The organism is Pseudenhygromyxa sp. WMMC2535 (assembly GCF_011083025.2).
This window is the reverse complement of the sequence record NZ_JABJWV010000001.1, coordinates 8,729,860-8,744,961: the sequence shown is the minus strand read 5'-3', so window position 1 is coordinate 8,744,961 and position 15,102 is coordinate 8,729,860. Positions and strand designations below refer to the sequence as shown.

Below are 15,102 nucleotides of genomic sequence, written 5' to 3'. Positions count from 1 at the left end.
CCCTGCGAGCTTCGCAGTCCAGCTGCCGGCAAAGCATGCAGGCTTCGCACGCGTCGCCTCGAGTTTCCCGCAGCATTGTCCCAAACCCCGCTCAGCGCCCTCTCACGCCGGTCTGAGCCTCGGCACGGCCTTCGCAATGCAGACCTTGCGATGCTTAGCAAGCCCGATATCGAGCACCTGGCTTTTTTCTTCACCCCTGCCTCGATCGCCACGGCCGTCCTGGTCCTGCCCTTGCTGCTCTCGGGCTGTGACATCGACGAGGACGCGGCCGGCGATGACGAAGCGGAGGCGACCGATGGATCGAGCAACGACGAGTCGAGCGTCGACGAGTCGAGCGCCGACAGCAGCGGCGAGGAGGCGCTGGCCGAGCTGCCCTCACCGACGCTGCCCGATGCGCTGCTGAACTACAGCCCCGAGCTCCCCGATCACTTTCAGACGACCTTCGTGATCAACTCGGACAACACCCCCGGCGACAACCTGATCACCGACGCGGGGGCGACCTTGGGGCGGGTGCTGTTTTGGGACAAGCGGCTGAGCCAAAACGGGAGCGTGGCCTGCGGCTCCTGCCACGATCCGGCCCTGGGCTTCTCGGACGACGTGGCGCTGTCGACCGGCTTCGACGGCGACCTGACCGGGCGCAACTCGATGCCCTTGATCAACCAGCGCTGGTACGGGCGTGGGGCGATGTTCTGGGACGAGCGCGCGGATACGCTGGAGGACCAGGTGCTGATGCCGATCCAGGACAGCGCGGAGATGGGCCTGACCCTCGACGAGCTGCTCGTTCGTGTCGAGGATGCGGACTACTACGCGCCGCTCTTCGAGGCGGCCTTCGGGGACGCCGAGGTGAGCGAGGAGCGGATCTCGCAGGCGCTGTCGCAGTTCGTGCGCTCGATCGTTTCATACCAGTCGCGCTGGGACGAAGGCGTGATCGCCCTGGCCGGCGAGGTGGATCAGGACTTCCCCAACTTCACGGCGGAGGAGAACCTCGGCAAGGACATCTTCTTTGGGCGGGGGCGCTGCGGGACCTGTCACATGTTCGCCAACCCCCTGACGCCGCCGCCGGCCGGGGTCGTTCCGCCGCCGCCCACGGACAACCTGGCCATTGCCTTCGTCAACATTCCCGCCAACAACGGCCTGCCCGACGATGGGGACGAGGGCTACGGGGCCGTCACTGGGGTGGCCACGGACATTGGGACGTTCAAGAGCCCCTCGCTGCGGAACGTCGCGCAGACCGGGCCCTACATGCACGATGGGCGCTTCGACACCCTGGATGAGGTGGTCCTGCACTACAGCGAGGGGATCGAGCTGACGCAGAACCTCGACGCGCGCCTGCGAGATCCAAACAACCCTCAGCTGCCGCTGCGCCTGAACCTCGACGCGAACGAGCGCGCGGCCCTGGTGGCCTTCCTGGGCACCTTCACCGACGAGACCCTGGCTGGGGAGGCGCGCTGGGCCGATCCTTTTTGAGGGGTGCATCGTGCGCAAAAATGAGCGAGCATGGTCGGGCCGGAGCTCGACCATGACTCGACTTGCACCTTGCCCCACCTGCAAAAACCACGTGCTGATCAGCGAGCGCGAGTGTCCCCACTGTGGCGGCGCGCTGCGGACCACGAGCCACAACCCGGCGCTGCCGCTGGTCATGTTGGGCCTGACCCTGGCGGCCTGCCCAGCGGATGCTGAGCCCGCGTACGGGGTGCCGGATCCGACGACCACGGCGGAGAGCGGGAGCGAGACGGCGGACACCGGAGACGCCGACGCTACGGCCGAGACCACGACCGACACGACGACCACGGGGGAGTCGGAGTACGGGGTGCCGGACACGGGGGAGACGACGAGCGCCACGGAGGACTCGGAGTCCACCGGCGAGCCGGAGTACGGCGTGTCCGAGACGGGCGAGAGCGACACCTTCGCGGAGCCGGACTATGGCGTGGCGGAGACGGACTCGGGCGAGACCGACACGATGGGTGAGCCGGAGTACGGCGTGGCCGAGACCGACTCGGGGAGCTGAGCGCGGCTCGCTGGAGCGCGGCGGGTCGCGCTCGCGTTGTCCTCGAGGGGTGCATTTTGCGCAAAAATGAGCGAGCATGGTCAGGTCGGAGCCCGACCATGAATCGACTCACACCTTGCCCCTCCTGCAAAAACCACGTGCTGATCAGCGAGCGCGAGTGCCCCCACTGTGGCAGCGCGCTGCGGACCGCGAGCCACAACCCGGCGCTGCCGCTGATCGTGATGGGCCTGACCCTGGCGGCTTGTCCGGTGGTCGCCGAGCCCGAGTACGGGGTGCCGGATACGACCACGGCGGAGAGCGGGAGCGAGACGGTGGACAGCGGGGACGCCGAGACGACGACCGAGACCACGACGGATACGACGACCACCGGGGAGTCGGAGTACGGGGTGCCGGACACGGGGGAGACGACGAGCGCCACGGACGACTCGGAGTCCACCGGTGAGCCGGAGTACGGCGTGTCCGAGACCGACTCGGGGGAGAGCGACACCTTTGGCGAGCCGGAGTACGGCGTGGCCGAGACCGACTCGGGGGAGAGCGGCGCGCTCGGTCTGGCGGAGATCGACTCTGCGAGCGACACCGACGGCGAGCCGGAGTACGGCGTGCCCAACTCGGGCTGGTAGGGTCCTCCTAACGCTCGGCGAGCCAGGCCGCGAGGCGCTCGCGCTCCTGCTCGGCGGCCATGCTGCCGGCATCGTCGAAGTCGGCCAGGGCGGCGCGGGCGACCTCTCGGGCCGCTTGGTGATCGCCCCGCTGCCACAGCGCGCGGGCTCGGGTCGCGCGGGCGTCTCCCAGCATCGCTTTGGAGTGGCCATCGGCCTCGAGGATGGCGATCGCTCGATCGGCGAGGCTGATGGCTTCGTCGCTGTGCTCGCGGTGGAGGGCCTCCTTGGCCAGGGGGATCAGCGAGTCTGCGACCTCGGGCTTGTCGGGGCCGATGGAAGCCTCGGTCGTAGCGAGGGCGTGCTCGAGCAAGTGGTGGGCTTCGTCGTGGCGGTCGAGCTCGGCGTAGACCAAGGCGAGCTGGACCTGGACGCGGGCGAAGTCGAGGTGCTCGTGCTCGCGGTTGGCCGCGACGATGGCCAGCGCGCGCTCGAGCTGCGCCGCGGCCTCTGGGAGGTTGTCCGCGCGACGCTCGACGAAGCCCAGCAAGGACAGGATCGTGCCGTAGTCGAGGTGGTTCTCTCCGTGGACCCGACGCACGATCTCGAGGGCCGCCTCGAGGGCCTCGCGGGCCTCGTCGAAGCGGCCGAGGTCCGTGAGCGCGAGGGCTTCGGCGGTGTAGTCGTCGGTCAGCTTGGGATTTTCGGGGCCAAAGCTGGTCAGGCGGATCTCCTTGGCGCGGCGGAGCAAGGAGAGCGCGCGCTCGGGCTCGCCGAGGCCCTGCTCGAGGAGCCCGAGGTTGCGCAGGGGGGTCGCTAGCTCGGGGTGGTCGGGGCCGAGGGTGAGCTCGAAGTCGGCGACGATCTGGGCGAAGATGTCGCGGGCCCGCGGCTTGTCTCCGCTGACATCGATGATCGCGGCGAAGTTGCTGCGCTCGTGGTTGAGGAAGGGGTGCTTGGGACCATAGAGCGCTTCGTAGGCTTCGAGCACGCGCTCGTAGCTGCGCGTGGCCAGCGGGTAGTCGCCCTGTTGAAAGGCGGTGAGCGCTCGCGCTCGGTCGAGCCGCGCGTGGAGCAGGCGCTGCTCGCCCTCGAGGCGAACCAGCGCGCTCTCGGCGAGGCGAGCCCACAGCGCGGCGTCTTCGCTGCGCCGGTCGAGGTAGCCCGAGAGGGTCATCAGCTGGATCGCCGCGTCCGCGCGCAGGCGGAGGGTCTCGCTGCGATCGGCGAGGAAGAAGGCGTCCGTGGCGGAAGAGCGCGACTCTTCGAAGCGCCCGAGTTGCAGCTGCATGCGCGCGAGTTGGGCCATGGCCCGAGCCTCGAGCGGGGCCCAGTCCAAGGTCTCGGCGGCGGCGACGGCCTTGATGGTGTGCACGAGGGCGGCGTCGAGCTGCCCGAGCAAGGACAGGGCGTCGGCGCGCGAGAGCGTCTCGATGACCGCGAGCGCCTCGCCCTGGCGCGCCTCGGGGAGCGTGGGCAAGCTGGCGAGGTTCGTGGGATCCCTGCACCAGGCGACCGGGGGGAGCGAAGCCGCGGCGGAGATGGCCCGGGTGGTCGCTAGCTCGTGGCCTTCGCTGAGCTCGTCGAGCAGCGCTTCGAAGGCGGCCCGGCCGTTCTCGAGGCACCACGCGGCCTTGTTCGCCAGGGCGTCGTCGATCTGTCCGCGCAGCTCGTGGTCGAGGCAGGTCTGGGTCTTGGCTTCGCGCCAGTCTTTGGCGTAGTCGTCGAGATAGGCGAGGGCGCGGGTGGTGGCGTCGGCGGCGTAGTCGAGCTCGCTGGATAGCAAGGCGGCGCGCAGATCCTGGTGGCGCGCGGGGGTCCAGGGCTGCTCGATGCTCGCGCCGGCCTGCTCGCAAGCGGCGACGACGCGCGCTTCGCTGCGCTCGCTGGCGATCTGCGAGGCCCCTGCCGCGCCACTGGCCACGGCCACGAGCACGCCGAGGCTGAGGCCGAGGCCGCGCAGGCGGGCGCGCGAGCGGCCCTGGGCCAGGGTCTCGACGAGGGCGTCGATGCTCGGCCAGCGCTGGTCGGGGGAGAGCGCGAGGCCGCGCTCGCAGGCTCGCCGCAACCAGCGAGGCACTCCCGCGCCCGTGCGCGTTGCCCTGCGCTCGCCCAAGACCCCCTCGGTGTCGCCGCGGGCGAAGGGGCGCTCGCCGTAGAGCGCCTCCCACAGCGTGGCGCAGAAGCTGAATTGATCGGCGCGGGCGTCGATGCTCAGCCCGGTGAGCTGCTCCGGGGCCATGTAGGCCGGGGTCCCGAGCACGGCCCCGGGCTGGGTGAGCGTCTCGACCAGGGGATCGTCGCGCCGCGGCGCCTCCCCATCCGCGGGCTCCTGCTCGTCCGCCTCGCCACGCGCGAGGCCAAAGTCCATGACCCGCGCGCGCCCGTCCTCGCCGATCATGATGTTGCTGGGCTTGAGGTCGCGGTGGAGCACCGAGGCGGCGTGGGCAGCCGCGACGCCACGGCCGACCGCGACGAAGATCGCCAGGACCTCGGGCCACGACCGCGGGCGTGCAGCGAGCCACTCGTCGAGTGTCGAGCCGTCGACGAATTCCATCGCCAGCCACAGCTCGTCGCCGAGCACCCCGATATCGTGGACGGCGACAACGTTGGGGTGCGAGAGCCGGGCGAGGGCCCGCGCCTCCCGGCGGATCCGTGTGCTCGAGGCCTGACGCCGATCCCCGCGCAGCATCTTGAGCGCGACCTTGCGATCGAGATCGGGGTCGTAGGCCGCGTAGACGACTCCCATCCCCCCGGCGCCGACGCGGGCCAAGATCACGTAGCGATCGACAAAGTCACCAGGCGCGAGCTCGGTGTTGTCGTGGATCACTGCGGGCAGCGACTGGGCGTGTGTCGTCGACTCGAGCTCGGACAAGCTGGGCTCCCGCGTCGAGCGTATACTCGACTCGTGGCGGACGACAGCACGACTCAGCTCGTCTGGCCCCACGCCTCGGCGGCCTTCCTGCGGTTGGGCTTCGAGATCCTCAATGGCGTGGAGACCGGGCGCGAGCTCTTGCTCCAAAATGCCGAGCATGTGCTCGGTAGGGGCGCAGAGGCAGATTTGCGCATCGATGACACGGGCGTCTCGCGGGTCCACGCCAAGGTCCTGCGCACGTCGCAGGGCATCACGAACTTGATCGATCTCAACTCGAAAAACGGGATCGCGGTCAACGGTCGTCGCGTGGACGTGGCTGTGCTTCGTGTTGGCGATCGCGTCATGCTCGGCCCCTTTGTCGAGCTTCGCTTTGGCGATCTACATGGAGAGGCTCGGACCGTGGAACGCTTGCACCATGCAGAGCAGCTGCGAGCGTTGCTCACGGCGCGTCAATTACAGGTCGCCAAGCTCGTGGCCCAGGGGCTGGGGAATCGCGAAATTGCTGCGCTGCTCGGGCTGCGGGTGCGCAGCATCGAGAGCCACCTCGAGCGGATCTATGGCCGCCTCGACATCAACACGCGCTCGGCGTTGACGCGGATGGTGGTCGAGGCGGGCTTTGGCGAGCTGAGCTGAGCTCAGCCGTGCTCAGTCGATGCCGAGGTCGACGGACCAGCTGCCAGAGTTGTCGCTGAAGATGTCGCCGTCGTTGAAGCCGAGGTAGAGCCGGCCGGCTTCCTCGGCGACGAAGCTGCCCGCGGTGCCGATACACTGCGAGATCCCGTCGGTGCCAACCTTGGCGACGAGCGACCAGGCCGGGCAGCCCGGGGCGATGGACAGCTGCCAGTAGGTGCCCTCCTGGCCGGCGCAAGTCTGAGGGGCGCCGTCAGTCCAGCTGATCTCGCCGGCGTCGTCGGGGCACGAGAGGCTCACGGTCTGACCGGCCGCCACGTCGATCTCGGTGTCCTCCCACCATGACGCGCAGGCCAAGCCGCCGCAGTACTCGGCCTTGTAGCCGCTGACGACCACGGTGGTCTCGAGCGTCTCGCCGGGCGCCTCCTCTTGCTGGCCCTCGCCGTCGAAGAGGTTCTTGGTGCAGTAGCCGAAGCTCGCCGAGCCGCCTCCGGGGAAGTCGTCGTCGGGATCGTCGGGGGTGAGCACGTCGTTCCAGCCTGCGCCAGAGAAGGTGCAGGTGGTCCCGTCGCAGTCGCTGGCCACGGCGTTCCAGGGCGAGCCGGACTGGAGCTCACCTTCGACCTCGAGGATCACCTGCCACTCGACGTAGTCGGTGTCGTAGTTGACCACGCTGACGTTGCGGCACAGCCCAGTCTCCCACTGGGTCGTGACATAGGAGTCGACGACGAGCCCCTCGCAGCCGGTGGAGCCGAGCTCGCAGCCGGCGCTCAGGCCCTCGCGGCAGTAGCCAAAGGAGGCGGTCTGCCCGGGCTCCAAGGTGGCCTGGTAGTCCGCGCCCTCGAACACCAAGCTGGTGCCCTGGTCATCGAGCAGGTTGGCGCTCCAGTACTCGAGATGCTCGCCCTCGGGGGCGTCGACCGTGGCGATCCAGGACACGGGGTAGTCGTGCTCGTTTTTGACGGTGTAGTAGCGACACACGCCGTCGCCCCAGGCGTTCTCCGCGTCGAGGGTGACGGTGGCCTGGGCGCAGTCGCCCTGCTTGGACCAGGGCTCGTTCATGTCCGTCGCGTTGCAGTGCCAGAGGAGGTGGTCTGGGCCGCAGATGACGTCGCCGTTGCGCCCGATGAAGTGCTCGCGCTCATGGGGCAGGCCCTCGCCGTCGTCGCCGGCGCAGAAGGCCCCCTCGCTGGTCCACTGCAAGTTGGGCGGGGTGAAGTCGTCGTAGACGTCGACCCACTCGTCGCCGCAGTCGAGATCTTGGTCCTGGGCGGGGCCGCCCTTCCAGAACATGTAGCTGCACATGTCGTGCTCGAGGCAGTCTCGGCTCCATATGTCGATGGCCTCGATGGAGTCGATGCCGAGCGCCTCCTCGAACATGTCGGGGGTGTCGACCTCGAAGCCGAGCGGACTGCAGCCGTCGCCACACTTGCCCATGCAGGCGTAGTCGCCCACGCCGCCCAGGGATTGGACGTAGTTCGCGCCGACGAGCACCTCGACCTCGTAGCGGTTCCCGTAGCGGTCATCGAAGGACGCGACGACGACCTCCCCAGGCACGATCTTCTGGCTGTGATCGTTGTCGTGCCCGCAGTCATCCATGAGCTCGTCGACATCGCAATCCCAAGAGCTGGAGCAGGCGAGGGCGGCGACGAGGTCGCAGCGTCCGCAAGATTCGAGGCGTTCACCGACGCTGCATTCGAGGTCGAGGCGGCACGCGAGGATCGACGGCACAGCGCAAGGATTGAGGTCTGCGCGCAGCTCGGCGCTGGCGCTGGGGTCGAACTCGGCGGCTGGATCCACGCAGGCGCCAGCGGCCAGACCCGCGCTCAGGGGGAGGATGAAGAGGGAGAGCTCGAGGAGGGGGCGCTTGGAGGGGGAGAGCATGGCCGCAAGCTAGGCCCTACGCGGCGCGGGCGAAGCTGTGAAACCACCTCAGCTGCTGTCTTCGTTTGGGGTAATTTTACGTCAGAGCACCGGCAGGGAGCGGCGCGCGCTTGGCTTGGGGATGTCCGCAGACCAGGGCTGCTCGCGCAGCTCGAAGCGGCCAAAGTCATAGGGCGCGCCAGGAGGGGCGTCGGCGTGGACCAGGAGCTCGCGCAGGCCCTCGCGGCGCAGCTTGTCGGCGCGGTAGTAGCAAAAGGGGTTGTTGCCGCGGCGGCCCAGGGTGCTGTGGCTGGTGAAGGAGCAGCCGGCCCGGCAGATCTCGGCGTAGTAGCAGCTCGCGCAGCGCCCCCACAGCTCCGAGGTCCCGCGCTCGCGCACGAAGGCCAGGTGCTCGGTGTGCTTCCAGATGTCCTCGAGGCTGAGCTCGCGGACGTTGCCGCCCACGTAGGGGGCGGTGGGCAAGGAGGGGCAGCCCTTGACCGCGCCGTCGGACTCGATGCCCATGACGAAGCGCCCGGCCTGGCAGCCGCTGAAGAAGCGGTCTTGACGATCGGGGCGCGAGCGCAGCGTGGACTCGTGCGGCCCGTAGTAGCCGAGGTTGTTGCCCAAGGTGATCCGGAAGCTCTGCATCGGCCCCAGCCCGCGGGCCTCGGCGCGGGCCCGGGCGTCGCGCTGGATCTCTGCGAGGGTGTCGATGATGTCGAGGATCATGTAGGGCTGGATGATCCACTCGGGGTGGTCGCCGGCCCGGCCCATGGGCGCGGTCAGCTGGCCGCGCCAGACGAGCACGCCGGCCGCCTCGAGCTCGGCGGCGATGGCCGGGAGCTCGCCCATGTTGAGCTGGTTTATCTGGGTGTTGCTGGTCACCGTCATCCCGACCGCGCGGGCGTTGCGGATCGCCTGGATGGCGGCGGCGTGGCTGCCCGGGCTGGCGCGCAGGCGATCGTGGACCGCCTCGCTGCCGTCGATGGACACGCCGATGGCGGCAAGGCCGGCGGCGCGGAGCTTCTCGGCCCGGGTCGGGGTGAACCCGCGCCCGCCGGTCTGCATGGTCACCCGGATGCCCTTTTGGGCGAGGTAGGCGACGAGCTCGTAGACGTCGCCACGCAGGTAGGCCTCGCCGCCGATCAGCGTGACCTCGCGGGCGCCGAGGCGCTCGAGGGCGTCGGCGACCTCGAAGAGCTCGGCGGTGTCGAGCTCGTCATCGCGCACGGGGCCCGCGCGCGAGCCACAGTGATCGCAGGCGTGGTCACAGCGGAGGGTCGTCTCCCAAACGACGTAGATGGGTCGCGGGGTGTCGAGCTCCTCGGGGCGGACGCTGCGTGGGCTGGCCATGGCCCCGCGATTGTATCAGCGCACCGCGTAGCGCTCGCGCAGCTCGGTCATGAGCTCGGCCTCGACGCTCTCGAGGCGGGCGGCTCGCTCGGCGGTGACGAGCTGCTCTTGGACCTTGGGGTCGTCGAAGGGCAGGGTCGTCGCGGGCTGGATCTCGTCGACCTCGCCGATGAGCACCACGGTCCCCGAGAGCACGGGCACCGGCAGGGGGTCACCCTCGGCGAGGGCGGGGTCGAAGAGCGCGCTGTGGAAGGTGGGGTACTCGTCGTCGTCGCGCTTGGTCAGGGGCGTGCGCAGGACCTTGCCGTCGGGGAGCTCCGCGGCGAGCTCCTCGAGGGTGGCCTCGCCGGCGAGCATCCGGGTGAGGGCCGCCTCGGCGAGGTCGAAGGTCGGGAAGCCGGTGGCCCGCATGCTGCGACGCTCGGGCTCGGTGAACTGCTCGCGCTCGCGCTCGTAGCGGGCGCGCAGGGCCTCGGTGTCGGCGGCGACGCTGGCCCGGGGGAGGCGACGCTCGAGCACGGCCGCGCGCTGGAGCTCGGCGAGCTCCTCGAACACCGCCCACTCGACGCGCGGGTCGTCAGCGAAGCCAGCGTCGCGGGCCTCCTGAACCAGCAGCTCCTCGGTGATCAGCGCGTCGAGCAAGGCTCGCTGCCCGTCGGCGCCACGAAAGCGTGCCTGACCGTAGGCGTCGAGCTGGGTGTGCGTCCCGTCGAGCTGCTCTGGGGTGATGACCTCGTCGCCGACCCGGGCGAGGGCGCCCTCGGGCACACCGCTGAGCTGCGCCTCACAACCTGCCGTAGCTGCGATCGAGGTCAGGGTCAGGGTCAGCAAGGCGCGGCGATGCGCGGCCTGGGGCGTGTCGATCCGTCGCACCTGCGGACGATAGCGCCTTTTCGACTCACCTTGGTCCATGGGTGGAAAAGTGTTTCGTTTGGTAGCGAACACAGACGAGATCAGCCTCTGAGGTCGCCGTGGGCCGTGCTATCGGAGGACACTGGGGTGGTCGGCCACGGGACGGGCATGCGCTCGGCGTCACAGTGGCTAGGCGCGGAGCCACCGCATGTCTGGAGTGACGCGAGGGTCGGAGCAGGCTGTTTGGATTGCGTCCAGATCGCAGCTGGCGTGCAGTGCAGTCGCGTCTGGGGCGATATGGCGGGTGATCCTGGAGGCGCTCGCGGGTCGGCGAGATGCTGCGGATTACGTAGGCTAGCGTGCGTCGATGCGCGTTCGGCCAGTCGGCCCGAAACATGCACTACGAGTTGCGCGTATGTTCGGCCGTCCCACGTTTGAGCCCTCCAAGAGTCTACAGCTCTCGGGTATGGGCGGCGTGCTCGGGCGAACTTGCCAGTCCAATCGCATGACTTACGTTGTGCCCCGTCGCGCGGTTCTTCCCCGTCGCGGCCCCGAAACTCGTAACCTTTGGTCTCCGTATTGGCTCTTTGCATCGAGAGCTACGCGCGACAGCGTCGGACCTTCGCGCCAAAACTGAGAGGAGCGGTCATGGCCACCACTCAAAAAATCACCCCCCCATCTAGCCGCAGCAACCGGCGGCGCTCCGAGACTCCCCTGGGCTCCTACCTTGGTGAGGTCTCGAAGGTAAACATGCTGACGCCGGACGAGGAGAAGAGCCTCGCTGCGCAGATCGCCGACCGTCGAGTCGCGCTGTGGCGCGCGCTGCTGAGCTACGCGCCCTTCGCCAGCGCCATCACCGAGCTGATCGACGAGGCGATGCGCGCAGACAACTGCGACACCATCCCCAGCGAGGCCCTCGAGGCCCTCGCGCTCGGCTCCCGGGCGTTTCGCAACCGCGAGACCAAGGTCAACCGCGAGGCTTTCCAGGCTGCGCAGCAGGCCCTGGCCGAGTCGATGGCCGCCATCGATCTCGACAACAAGTACGCCGATCGCATCGCCGCGGATCTCGAGGCCATCGACGCCAACCGCCGCGAGGGCGTGTCCTTGCAGGTCACCTACCCGCCCCGGGGCAGCCGGCCGTTCGCGCGCTACGTGCAAAAAGTCCGCGCCGCCAACCAGGCCCTGCGCTGGTCCAAGAACAAATTCGTCAAGGCCAACCTGCGCCTGGTCGTGACCATCGCGCGGCGCTTCGACCTCGGCCTGATGCCTCTGCCGGACCTGGTCCAGGAGGGCAACCTCGGCCTGATGAAGGCCGTCGATCGCTTCGACGGCGCGCGCGGCTACCGGTTCTCGACCTACGCGACCTGGTGGATCCGGCACGCCATCAACCGCGCGCTGGCCAACAAGGGCCGCACCGTCCGGCTGCCGGCGCACGTGTCCGCGGACCTCCAGCGCCTGCGCCGAGTGTCACGGGAGTTCGAGGCCCACAACGGCCGCGCCGCGACCATCGAGGAGCTCGCCAAGGACGCTGGCCTGAGCAAGGCCCGGGTCCGCAAGCTCAGCAAGCTCAGCCTCGACGGTGCGGTCAGCCTCGACGCTCCGGCCAACGACGGCGAGGGTCGGGCGATGCTCGACCGCCTCGAGGACGAGACGCCCGAGATGACCCAGCTGCTCGAGAGCCGGGCCCTCGCCGACGAGCTCTACGAGGCCCTCGAGGAGCTCCAGCCGATCGAGATCGACATCCTCCGGGGTCGCTACGGGATCGGCGGCGGGGATCAGGGGACCGGGGACTTCCGGCCGATGACCCTGCGCGAGCTGGGTGAGCAGCATTCGCTTTCGCGCGAGCGCATTCGCCAGCTCCAGGAGCGCGCGCTTCACAAGCTGCGTCAAGAATTCACACAGCGCGAGCTCGGTGAGTCATTTTGAGCCACCACCGGCGGGTCCCTACCCGCCGGGCGGTGAATGCACGCACTGACGCGCGCCGGCGGGATGTCCCCGTCGGCGCGCGTCTTTCGAATGGTGCACTGCGCGGATCGCCAGGACGCGGGGCGGGGCAGCTGGTCGGTATCCACGCAGATTGACCGGGCGCTTGCCGTCTGAGCTCAGACGCGCAAGATCGAGGGGCACGAGATGGTGCATTCGGACATAGCCGAGCTCGACCGCCAGGCGCGGCGGAGGCTGCCGGCCTTCGTCTTCATCGGCGTGGCGCTCGGGGTCCTGGGTCTCGGCGTGCACTGGCAGCACGAGCCGCGGGTGCGCACGGCGAGCCACGGCGAGCCGGAGCTGCCGCCCCAGGCCTGGTCCATGGGCTACCGGATCGTCCCGGAGCAGCCCGGTCCGGCGACGCCCGAAGAGCGCCTCGAGGCGCGCCTGGCCGCCTTCGCGCGCTACGTCGAGCGGGCCCAGGCCAGCGCAGAGCCGCCCCTGGTGGCCTTTGGGGCCGAGGCTCTGCGCGAGGACATCGAGGACATCATCGACGACCTCGACGACCGCGCCCAGCTCTCGGTGCACATTCGGGACATTGCGTCTTCGCGGGTGCTCTTCGACTACTACGGCGACACCCTGCTCAACCCGGCCAGCAACCACAAGCTGCTGACCACCTCCGCGGCCATCGACCTGCTCGGGGCCGACTTCGTGTTCGAGACCGAGGTGCTGCGCGCCGACGACGAGCTCTACCTCGTCGGCGGCGGGGATCCGACCATCGACGCCGAGGCCCTCGAGGCCCTGGTCCACGAGGTCGCCGAGCGCGTCCCCGCCGGCTCGCTGCGGGGGATCGTCGTCGACGACAGCGCGTTCTCGCCACAGAGCTTCGGCCCCGGCTACTCCGAGGATCCCTGGGGCGTGTCCTATATGGCGCCCAGCGGCGCGCTCAGCCTCAATTTCAACACCGTCGAGATCTCGGTCTACCCGGTGCTCGGGTCCAGCCGGCCCGCGGTCAGCGTCGAGCCCGACAGCCCCCACGTGGTCGTCAGCAGCAGCGTGCGCTACGGGGCCGAGCAGCTCGAGGTCCGCTCGCGGCGAAAGGTCCAGGCCGGCGCGGGCTCGGAGCCGCCACGCGAGAAGGTCCGGACCGAGGTCAGCGTCGCAGGCAAGGTCCCCAAGGGAAGCCGTGGCTACCGCATCCGCCGGCGGATCGTCGACCCCGGGATGTTCACCGGCGGCGCCTTCAGCCTGATGCTCGCCGAGGCCACGCAGAGCGAGCCGCTGCCCGTGCGCGTGGGCGTGGCCCCGCACCGCTACGATCGCGTCGACGACGTCGACCACGGCCACGACCACGCGGGAGAGCTGCCGCGGCTGCTCGGCCACGACCGCGAGCTGGGCGACGTCGAGCTCGTGGCCCTGCGCCGCTCGCCGCCGCTGCTCGAGGTCGTCAACGGCCTGCTGACCTACTCCAACAACTTCACCGCCGAGCAGATCCTGCGCACCTTGGGCTGGCGGATGACCGGGAGCCCCGGCGACTGGGACAATGGCCGCGAGGTCGTGCTCGGCTACTGGCAGGCCCTGGGCAACGACCCCGGCGACCTGGTGTTCGAAAACGGCTCGGGGCTGAGCTCCGTGGGCCGGGTGACCAGCGCGGGCCTGGTCGATCTGATCGCCATCGCCAGCCGGACCCAGGCCCGCGGGGCCAGCTTGATCGACGCCCTGCCGGTGGCCGGGAGCGCCGGCACGGTCAGCGCGAGGCTGCGCCGCTCGGGCAAGCGCGTGCGGGCCAAGACCGGGACCTTGGTCGGCGTCAGCGGGCTCACCGGCGTGATCACCAGCGAGGCCGGCGAGCCCCAGGTGGCGTTCTCGATCCTCATCAACGTGCGCGAGAGCGACCGCGTCGCCGCCTACGCCCGCCGGCGCATCGAGGACGCCATCGTCATGACCGTGCTCGATCACATCGACGACTGGGAGGCGACGCGGGGGACCTTGATCCTCGACCTCGAGCCCATCGACGTCACCCGCGAGGGGTGACGGGCCCTATGAGCGTGGTCGGTCAGGAGGGCGCGCCGGGGAGGGGCGCCGCGAGCAGGGCCTCGACCCGGGGGCGGAGCGCTCGACCCTCGCGCTGGCCCTGCGCCCATAGATCCAGCAGCCGATCGGGCGAGGCATAGTCCCACAGGCTCGCCGGGAGCTCCTCGGCCGGGTGGAGGTAGAGGATCAGCCCGCCGTCCACGGTCCGCAGCGGGCGGCGGGCGACCTTGCGCGGGCTGGTGAGCAGGGCCAGGACGCGGCCGGCTCGGGCCGCGTTGGGGAGCGCGCGGACGGGCACGTTGTCGACCAGGGCGCCGTCGACATAGCGCCGCCCGCCTTGAAATTGCGGGCGCGTGACCAGGGGGGTCGACGAGGACATCAAGGTCCAGTCGACGAGCTGCTCGCGGCTCCCCGCCGTCACCGAAGACACGACCTGCATGCCCATGCCCGGGGGCAGCTTGGCGGGGCCGTGGGCCCAGCCCGCGCGGCTGCGCCGCTCGAAGGTGCGAAAGGCGGACAGGCCGGTGCGCCAGGGCGAGCGCCCCGCGGCGATATAGGACAGCAGGATGTGGATCGGTGGCCCGGCCTGGATGCGCTCGAAGCCGCCGTCTTCGAGGACGAAGTCCATGGTCCGGCGGAGCATGGCCTCGTGGGGGAAGGGCCGCCCGCCGCGGAGCAGGGCGCCGGGGTAGAAGTTGCGCTGGTTTTGGCGGGTGGCCGCGACGAAGAAGTCGAGCGAGGCGTCGACCCGCTCGCTGACCTGGACCACGGCCATGACCGCGCCGCCGCTGACCCCGGCGTAGTGATCGACGGGCGGGAGCAGATCGGCGATGGAGCGGAGCACGCCCATGCTCCAAAATGTCTTGATCCCGCCGCCGGCGAGGACGATGGAGAAGCCTTCGCCGGTGGCGGCGGCCATGCGCGCAGATTAGCAAGGATCGCCGCGCAGCGGGGTAGAGAGC

At 69.8% G+C, this 15,102-nt stretch carries 11 protein-coding genes; 6 read left to right on the top strand and 5 right to left on the bottom strand.

Annotated elements, in window-relative coordinates; genetic code table 11:
- Positions 1-150 precede the first annotated feature (150 nt).
- The 3 genes from G6O69_RS33785 to G6O69_RS33775 all read left to right on the top strand — a co-directional run bounded on the left by G6O69_RS33785 (position 151) and on the right by G6O69_RS33775 (position 2,628).
- Positions 151-1,467, top strand: a complete 1,317-nt coding sequence (locus G6O69_RS33785; RefSeq protein WP_172307590.1) for a cytochrome c peroxidase — start codon at positions 151-153, stop codon at positions 1,465-1,467.
- Between the two features lie 52 nt (positions 1,468-1,519).
- Positions 1,520-2,008: a hypothetical protein gene (locus tag G6O69_RS33780; RefSeq protein ID WP_172307589.1), complete on the top strand. Its 489-nt coding sequence runs from the start codon at positions 1,520-1,522 to the stop codon at positions 2,006-2,008.
- A 98-nt stretch (positions 2,009-2,106) separates the two neighbouring features.
- Positions 2,107-2,628 carry a hypothetical protein gene (locus G6O69_RS33775; protein ID WP_172307588.1) on the top strand — a complete coding sequence of 174 codons (522 nt, stop codon included), beginning with the start codon at positions 2,107-2,109 and terminating at the stop codon, positions 2,626-2,628.
- 7 nt (positions 2,629-2,635) lie between these two features.
- Here the strand turns inward: G6O69_RS33775 and G6O69_RS33770 are convergent, their stop codons facing one another.
- On the bottom strand, positions 2,636-5,482 hold the full coding sequence (locus G6O69_RS33770) for a serine/threonine-protein kinase (RefSeq protein ID WP_172307587.1): 2,847 nt from the start codon (positions 5,480-5,482) through the stop codon (positions 2,636-2,638).
- A 33-nt stretch (positions 5,483-5,515) separates the two neighbouring features.
- Here G6O69_RS33770 and G6O69_RS33765 point away from each other — a divergent pair, with 33 nt between their 5' ends.
- Positions 5,516-6,115, top strand: coding sequence for an FHA domain-containing protein (locus G6O69_RS33765; protein WP_172307586.1), 600 nt, complete (start codon positions 5,516-5,518; stop codon positions 6,113-6,115).
- 12 nt (positions 6,116-6,127) lie between these two features.
- On the opposite strand, the gene G6O69_RS33760 is transcribed toward G6O69_RS33765, so the two are convergent.
- The 3 genes from G6O69_RS33760 to G6O69_RS33750 form a co-directional block, all read right to left on the bottom strand.
- A complete protein-coding gene (locus tag G6O69_RS33760) occupies positions 6,128-7,996 on the bottom strand; it encodes a cellulose binding domain-containing protein (RefSeq protein WP_172307585.1) in 1,869 nt (622 codons plus the stop codon).
- A gap of 81 nt (positions 7,997-8,077) precedes the next feature.
- Positions 8,078-9,331: a radical SAM protein gene (locus G6O69_RS33755; protein WP_172307584.1), complete on the bottom strand. Its 1,254-nt coding sequence runs from the start codon at positions 9,329-9,331 to the stop codon at positions 8,078-8,080.
- A gap of 15 nt (positions 9,332-9,346) precedes the next feature.
- Complete coding sequence (locus G6O69_RS33750) at positions 9,347-10,204, bottom strand: peptidylprolyl isomerase (protein ID WP_172307583.1); 858 nt, start codon at positions 10,202-10,204, stop codon at positions 9,347-9,349.
- A gap of 627 nt (positions 10,205-10,831) precedes the next feature.
- On the opposite strand from G6O69_RS33750, the gene G6O69_RS33745 reads away from it, so the two are divergent.
- The gene (locus tag G6O69_RS33745; protein ID WP_172307582.1) at positions 10,832-12,109 is read left to right on the top strand and encodes an RNA polymerase sigma factor RpoD/SigA; all 1,278 of its coding nucleotides are present in this window, start codon (positions 10,832-10,834) and stop codon (positions 12,107-12,109) included.
- 207 nt (positions 12,110-12,316) lie between these two features.
- Entirely contained in the window at positions 12,317-14,140 is a 1,824-nt protein-coding gene (locus G6O69_RS33740; protein ID WP_217909972.1) for a D-alanyl-D-alanine carboxypeptidase, read from the top strand.
- A gap of 22 nt (positions 14,141-14,162) precedes the next feature.
- On the opposite strand, the gene G6O69_RS33735 is transcribed toward G6O69_RS33740, so the two are convergent.
- Positions 14,163-15,059 carry a patatin-like phospholipase family protein gene (locus tag G6O69_RS33735; protein ID WP_172307580.1) on the bottom strand — a complete coding sequence of 299 codons (897 nt, stop codon included), beginning with the start codon at positions 15,057-15,059 and terminating at the stop codon, positions 14,163-14,165.
- Between the last annotated feature and the right edge of the window lie 43 nt (positions 15,060-15,102).

Excerpts from the sequence above, each read along its gene's own strand:
- G6O69_RS33745 (WP_172307582.1), top strand. The coding sequence starts at position 10,832 with ATGGCCACCACTCAAAAAATCACCCCCCCATCTAGCCGCAGCAACCGG.
- G6O69_RS33780 (WP_172307589.1), top strand. The coding sequence starts at position 1,520 with ATGACTCGACTTGCACCTTGCCCCACCTGCAAAAACCACGTGCTGATC.
- G6O69_RS33775 (WP_172307588.1), top strand. The coding sequence starts at position 2,107 with ATGAATCGACTCACACCTTGCCCCTCCTGCAAAAACCACGTGCTGATC.
- G6O69_RS33785 (WP_172307590.1), top strand. The coding sequence starts at position 151 with ATGCTTAGCAAGCCCGATATCGAGCACCTGGCTTTTTTCTTCACCCCT.
- G6O69_RS33760 (WP_172307585.1), bottom strand. The coding sequence starts at position 7,996 with ATGCTCTCCCCCTCCAAGCGCCCCCTCCTCGAGCTCTCCCTCTTCATC.
- G6O69_RS33735 (WP_172307580.1), bottom strand. The coding sequence starts at position 15,059 with ATGGCCGCCGCCACCGGCGAAGGCTTCTCCATCGTCCTCGCCGGCGGC.
- G6O69_RS33755 (WP_172307584.1), bottom strand. The coding sequence starts at position 9,331 with ATGGCCAGCCCACGCAGCGTCCGCCCCGAGGAGCTCGACACCCCGCGA.